Source organism: Martinezella miluonensis (genome assembly GCF_900094545.1).
Lineage (GTDB): Bacteria > Pseudomonadota > Alphaproteobacteria > Rhizobiales > Rhizobiaceae > Rhizobium > Rhizobium miluonense.
The window spans coordinates 1-6,223 of record NZ_FMAH01000089.1 but is presented as its reverse complement, the minus strand read 5'-3'; the positions used below and the strand labels follow the sequence as shown (position 1 = coordinate 6,223).

5 protein-coding genes and 2 pseudogenes are annotated in these 6,223 nt (G+C 54.3%); 4 read left to right on the top strand and 3 right to left on the bottom strand.

Annotated features, from left to right (window positions below; genetic code table 11):
• The first annotated feature begins 1,333 nt into the window (after nt 1–1,333).
• Entirely contained in the window at nt 1,334–1,570 is a 237-nt protein-coding gene (locus tag GA0061102_RS32265; protein ID WP_342588057.1) for a LuxR C-terminal-related transcriptional regulator, read from the top strand.
• Between the two features lie 862 nt (nt 1,571–2,432).
• Here GA0061102_RS32265 and GA0061102_RS32845 read toward each other — a convergent pair.
• Together GA0061102_RS32845 and GA0061102_RS32245 are read right to left on the bottom strand one after the other, a co-directional pair.
• Nucleotides 2,433–2,521 (bottom strand): annotated as a pseudogene (locus GA0061102_RS32845) (IS6 family transposase); the annotation flags it as partial.
• A 379-nt stretch (nt 2,522–2,900) separates the two neighbouring features.
• Nucleotides 2,901–3,269, bottom strand: coding sequence for a hypothetical protein (locus GA0061102_RS32245; protein WP_092856808.1), 369 nt, complete (start codon nt 3,267–3,269; stop codon nt 2,901–2,903).
• A gap of 170 nt (nt 3,270–3,439) precedes the next feature.
• Between GA0061102_RS32245 and GA0061102_RS32240 the strand changes: the two genes are divergently transcribed.
• Together GA0061102_RS32240 and GA0061102_RS32235 are read left to right on the top strand one after the other, a co-directional pair.
• Nucleotides 3,440–3,742 carry a hypothetical protein gene (locus tag GA0061102_RS32240; protein ID WP_092856790.1) on the top strand — a complete coding sequence of 101 codons (303 nt, stop codon included), beginning with the start codon at nt 3,440–3,442 and terminating at the stop codon, nt 3,740–3,742.
• Between the two features lie 157 nt (nt 3,743–3,899).
• Nucleotides 3,900–4,472: a DUF1003 domain-containing protein gene (locus GA0061102_RS32235; protein ID WP_092856787.1), complete on the top strand. Its 573-nt coding sequence runs from the start codon at nt 3,900–3,902 to the stop codon at nt 4,470–4,472.
• Nucleotides 4,473–4,572: 100 nt separating this feature from the next.
• Here the strand turns inward: GA0061102_RS32235 and tnpC are convergent.
• Nucleotides 4,573–5,532: pseudogene (tnpC, locus tag GA0061102_RS32230) on the bottom strand (IS66 family transposase); the annotation flags it as partial.
• A 69-nt stretch (nt 5,533–5,601) separates the two neighbouring features.
• Here tnpC and GA0061102_RS32225 point away from each other — a divergent pair.
• Nucleotides 5,602–6,223, top strand: a 622-nt coding sequence (locus GA0061102_RS32225; RefSeq protein ID WP_092856805.1) for an IS6 family transposase, incomplete at its 3' end; no start/stop codon positions are given.

The window sequence follows — 6,223 nt, the reverse complement described above, 5'->3', positions numbered from 1 at the left end:
AGCTTGCCTGCTGTGGCGCGCTGATAATCGCTCCGACCTGGGGCGGAAAGCACGGCAAGCAGCCGGTAGCTACACCACCTACATGGACACGATCCCATGCAAACCCGGCCGCTCTTGCTAATCAAGGCTGAAGAGCAGTTTGAGCGCAACATACTCCAGGAGTACATGCGGGTGGGAAAGTCGGCTTAGTGGTATCTTCATGATGAATATACCTTTCAACTATCCCGCTGCTTTCGGAGGGGCCGCGACCTTTCGATACGTAGCGCTTTCGCAAGGGCCGACGTCTGGTTTCGCTCGATCTCCCAGCGCATTTTTTCGAATTTGGAAACGATTAGGTCGCCAGATATGGAGATTCGGGTTGGGTTGGTAGCGCGTATGATGCTGCCAAACTGGCGATCTGGCTCTTCAAGTAGCGCAGCTTCTGAACAGCTTCCCTTGTGGAGCTTGTCGATCAGAAACTCGGCCGCTCTATGCGGAGTGGCAGGCTCCGACACCGACTTAGGAAAAACTGTGCTGTTAAGGATATGTTCCAGCATCTGCAGATCTAGGATCGTTAGATCATGTCTCGAAGTTTGGGAATACATTGATTCCTCCTACCCAACGGGCAGCGCTATTTCGCGAAGGCCGCGTCGGCTCGTTTTCCGGAGTTTATTGCGTCTTCGCATTGCACACGGCACCACCTTCGTTTTCCCAGGAAGCCAATGCTGCGGGATTGGCGTTCAGCTTCCGGCGCCGTGATTTTGGGTAATGCGCGGGCAAGATTGTCGCTTCGTGAATCCTTCGAATGATCATCACCTCTTCGTGGCTATCAATCCCATTCGACGGATGCATGTCGCTAGTTGCATAATCAGCCCGCTTTAGTACGCGCCGGAGCCGGACCCGTGCTTCATGTTGGGAGGAAGTCTTGTCGGGATGGATTGCTGTCACCACAGAATCCCCCGGAAAACGAGGGACAATATAAGGCTAAAGCTGAGAACCAGCATCGCCTGCATTGCGATGCCTTCATATAATCTAACGTGTTGCTTGAATACGGAAGACATGTCGTCCTCCTTTGGTTGGGGCAGAGGTATTGAACCTCACTCCGCAGCGCCCGCTTCATTTGCTGCTGATAACGGACGATGCGCTCTCATTGCGTCTTATCCAAGGCCCGAACGTTTCTAGTCATCCGCCTGACTTCATCATTTTGAAACGTAAAATTTGAGACTCGACGCTGCTTCCGGAATTTGTGGCGCGACGTTAGCCTGATGCGGACCGTCCTGGCCCGGAGCATCCACGATGACAAAAAGGAGGAGGCTCGCGAACTCATAACTCGTCTCGACGAAACGGCCACCATATCCGGCATGCTCAACATATTGCGACTCTCTCGCCGAGACAAGATCAGATCATGGGTCTGGTGCTCGCAGGTCATCCTTGTAAGAACATCGCCGCTGATCTCAAGATCAGCCAACGTACCGTTGAAAATCATCGTGCATCGATCATGAGGAAAACCGGGGTAAGATCGCTCCCAGCATTGCCGCGGCTGTCGCAGCGACAGCGCGGGCAAGTATCATGCCGACACGGCCGTCAATAGCGCCAGCATGGTCCATGGCGCTGTTTGGGCCGGATGTATTTGGACCCCGTCCATGGACCTGTCGGAAGGATGCAAGTAGGCTATAATTCTCGCAAGACGTGAGGAGTACATCGCTTACCGTTAAGCCCGATAATTTGCGACACGCTCGATCGACCTCCGCTCAAATGGCACCGAGTCGAAGGCGAGCCGACTCCTCCAATTCTCCAACGAAGCTGAGTATGGATCGAAGAACCGTTGCTTCATTCGAAGCCGATGTTCCGTGATCCTTAACTGCAATAGAAAACTCTGCTCTGCCCGTGATGGCATCCACTAGGACACTGTACAAGAGCCAATTATCTCTTCGTTCTTCAACTTTGATTAGCTCGATACTTACCATCGTCTCTCTCCAATGATCGGAAGTTCCATCACGAGGATCTCCAGGTTTTCTCGCTTTTTGTTCGATCGGTCTGTGTTCGGCCTAGGCATAGGTAGCCCGATATTTAATGCTGATCCAGCTTGATAGCCGCCATGATCAGATCCCGCTCGAAAACATGTGCGCGAAGAGTGCGATTGAGATCAATCAACTTTTCTTCCGCCAATCGGCTAGATTCCCCACGTAACAGTCTTCCTCGGATATCGGCTTCTTGGTCAAGAATACGCTTATGGTCTTCGGCGACTCGTCGATGAGAGAGATCAAGGTTGTTTGATGTGTAGTCCATAAACAAGTATAGCACGCCGCATCAATGGCGTCTCTGTTCTTCATCTGATCTGGAACGGACCCTTCGGACTGGACCACGGCGGACATAAAACTGATACGCTTTGCAGGCTCTGAACGGAGAAGGCTCATGAAGTCACGAGGTCCATGCAGGCGGATCGTTTCCTACGACACGACTATACCGCGCTCCAATAGAATTTCCTCGACCGGCCGCAGGCTCAAGGGGAAGCGGAAATAGACACCGCATGGGCAATGATCTGCGGCGGAAACCGACGGTTCTTCTAACTGACGATGTGTTCGCTCATCTTCATCGCATTATCCACCAACCGTTGAGCGCGCAATGTGACATCGCCCCATTGGGACCTTATAATCCGTACGCAACCTCGGAGAAGTTACCGGTTTCTCCGAAGAACGCTCCGCACGACTATCATCACTCTTTGGACGCATGGCCAAATCGCCCACAAGAAGCAAATCGACATCGGACTTCTTGCTCATATTCGCTGCTTGGGTGAGAGCACATAACGCTCACTCGGGAATATCAGCAGTAGATCTTAAAGGCTGCTCAGGTCGTCCAACATATCTGCGAAACCTAAGGCTTGATTGCTGTGTTTTCTCACGTCGTTTTGGGTAGCTTGGCTATCGGAAAGCGATAGCCGCCTGGCTGCGGTGGCGCGCTCGTCTATTTTGTGGTGGTGCATGCGTAAGCTTGTAGGTCTTTGCTGCAGCGCCGCCGTCGTCCTGCCATCTCGACAGTGAACCATCGTCCGTAGCCTGAGGAAGCGGGCCGGGAGCTGATTGTGATGCGAGATACATTTTAAGTGCAGATTTCAGCGCGGTCTCGTCAATGATACCTGTATGGAAATACTGAATGAGGAAATTGGTCGCATCGATTTCCTTCTCGTCAATGGCGTATATCTCGCCCCCACGAAAACCAGCCTTTCGCAGTATACGATCCAGCATTCTCAAATTGGCGACATCGAAAAATTGGTTGGTGGTGGAAGACATCACGTCCTCCTTCGTTGGGGCCAAGGTCTGTCGGCCTGAGTGGCTTTTGCCCATTTCGCATAGTTATATGATACAATGCGCTCTCCGCCACGCCATAGCAAACTCATTCGGCAGCGGCATTGATAACCTCGTCGAGCAACCCATCTTAGAATGGGGCGAGGAGGAGCATTATGGAGTTCAACGGCGAAGCAGCCCTGATGAAGCCTTCAGCGTTGGCGGCTTCCAAACGACGGTTACTTATCGACTATCTCAGGGCGTTGATTGCAAACCTTGCGTACGCATTAGCGGTTGAGGGATTGACGGACCTTGTTCCCTCGCTGCTGGACATGAATAAAGTCCTTGGGGAGTTGACGGATGAGATTTCCCGGGCCGACGCAATCTATTCAGACGAAATTATCGCGAGAACGGTTTGCCTAATCAGGACATCGCAAGTTTTGCTCGATGACGAAGGCGTCACGCAAACGATCCATTGACGGTGCAGCAGCACGGCGTGACGAGTAGCCGCCATCGTGTTTGGCATTCTCCCTGGATTTTCATTTTTGTCCGTCGCTTGCCGTCGATAATCGTCGCTGAGTGCGAGTTTGGACGTTCCGACACTGGGCCGGACGTCGCTTTGGCGGGAGGAAAAACATGTCAATTGAAACAGGCGACGAAATCTCCAAACAGGCGATCGACCAAGGGGCGAACAGGTACTTGGGCAAGCCCTTCGAACTCCTGAGCGATCGGGAGCGAGCAGTTTTCCGGCGCCTCATCTCGCGCCGCGCAATAACACGGGATGCAAACCAATCATTCGATGAGAGGCTCACCTCGGCTCAGCGCCTAGCCGACAAAGTCGCAGAATTCGGCGGCTCGTGGACATTCATCACCAGTTTCGCCGTGGTTCTCGCGATATGGGTAGCAGCGAATTTACTGGCCGCGTCGCGCGCCTTCGATCCCTATCCGTTCATCTTCCTGAACCTCATTCTTTCCATGCTCGCGGCCGTACAGGCTCCTGTTATCATGATGAGTCAGAACAGGCACGCCGCCAAAGACCGGGTGGATGCAGCTCACGATTACGAGGTAAATTTGAAGGCCGAGATCGAAATCATGGCGCTTCACGACAAATTGGATGAATTGCGAAATACAGATCTGAAAGCGCTCGTCGCTCGGCAACAAGAGCAAATCGATCTGCTGTCAACATTAGTGATTGCTGCGACCAAATAGGCAAGAGCCATTGCGCAGTGTCATAGCCTCGCCCTGGCCAAAGCCAGACGATACGGGCGTTTGCCTGCAGGGAGCGGGTGACAAAGTTCCGCGTAAGGGGTTAGCCGATCGCGTCAGGCCTGAAGTTCCAGGGCATAAGGGCCTCGAGCTCTGATACTGGCCAGCCTTGAGCGATGCGGGTCAATGTCTGGGAGAGCCAGTCGAGCGGATCGACGTTGTTCATTTTTGCCGTTTGGAGAAGCGTGGCCAGCGTCGCCCAAGTTCGTCCACCGCCCTCGCTGCCAGCAAATAGACTGTTTTTCCTCGTGATCGTTTGGGGCCTGATCGCGCGCTCGACGATATTGGAGTCAATTTCGATCCGGCCATCCGTCAGAAAACGCTCCAGTGCTTCGCGCCGGGTGAGCGCGTAGCGGATTGCTTCGGCGATCTTGGACTTGCCAGAGACCTTGCCCAGTTCCTTTTCCCAAAGATCAAAGAGGCCGGAGACGATGGTTGCAGATTTTTCCTGACGCAGCATGGAACGGCTGTCGGCATCTCGACCGCGGACATCATCCTCGATGCGCCACAGCTCGGTCATCGCGATGATCGTGTCCGTTGCAGCCTTCGAGACTCCACTGATGTGGAGGTCGTAAAATTTGCGGCGTAGGTGCGCCCAGCACCCTGAGAGTTGGATCGTTTCATTGCTGCCGGCTTTGGCACGCGTCTTGGCGAGATTGGTATAGGCCGAGTAGCCGTCTACCTGCAGAATACCGCTGTATCCGGCGAGATGACGCGCCACGCAATCAGCGCCCCTGCTGTCCTCAAAGCGATAGGCCACCATCGGCGGGCTGGTTCCGCCATAGGGGCGATCGTCGCGAGCATAAGCCCAAAGCCAGGCCTTCGTTGTTTTCCCCGAACCGGGTGCAAGGGTAGGCAATGTCGTCTCGTCGGCGAAGACCCTGTCGCCCTCCTTGACGCGTTCAAGGATGTAATCGGCGCATATCTGCAGCTCGAAGCCCAGATGCCCCATCCACTGGGCCATCAACGATCGGCTGATCTCGACACCGTCGCGTAGATAAATGGTTCTGTCGCAAACGGAATGGCAAGGTATCTCCGGCATTAAGCCCTCTGGTTTTCAGGGGAGTTTGTGATGTTCAGCGGCCGCCACTTCGATCGATCGGTGATCCTGCTGTGCGTACGTTGGTATCTGGCTTATAATTTGAGTCTGCGGGACCTGGAAGAGATGATGGCCGAACGTGGCCTGAGTGTCGATCACTCCACCATCCATCGATGGGTCGTCCACTTCTCCCCTCAGTTGCTCGAGCGCTTTAACCGTCGTAAGCGGTGCGTTACTGGCAAGTGGCATATGGACGAGACATACATCAAGGTCCGCGGCGAATGGATGTATCTCTACCGCGCCATCGACAGCCTCGGCGACACGGTCGAGTTTCTCTTCAGCGAAAGCCGTGACCTGCCGGCGGCCAAGCGCTTCCTTCGCAGGGTGTTGGATCGTCATGGCCGGCCGGATTGCATCGTCATCGACGGCAGCCAGACCAATCACCAGGCGGTCATTTCCAGCGATGCCGAAGACCGCCTGCGCGACCGATCGCGGCGTTCACTGAACTCGATCCGCATCCGCAGGAGCAAATATCTCAACAACCGGATCGAGCAGGACCATCGGCGCATCAAGCGCCGCATCCGGTCCATGCTCGGCTTCAAATCGACGGCAAGCGCTGAAGTCATTCTCTCCGGTATCGAGATGGTCCACATGA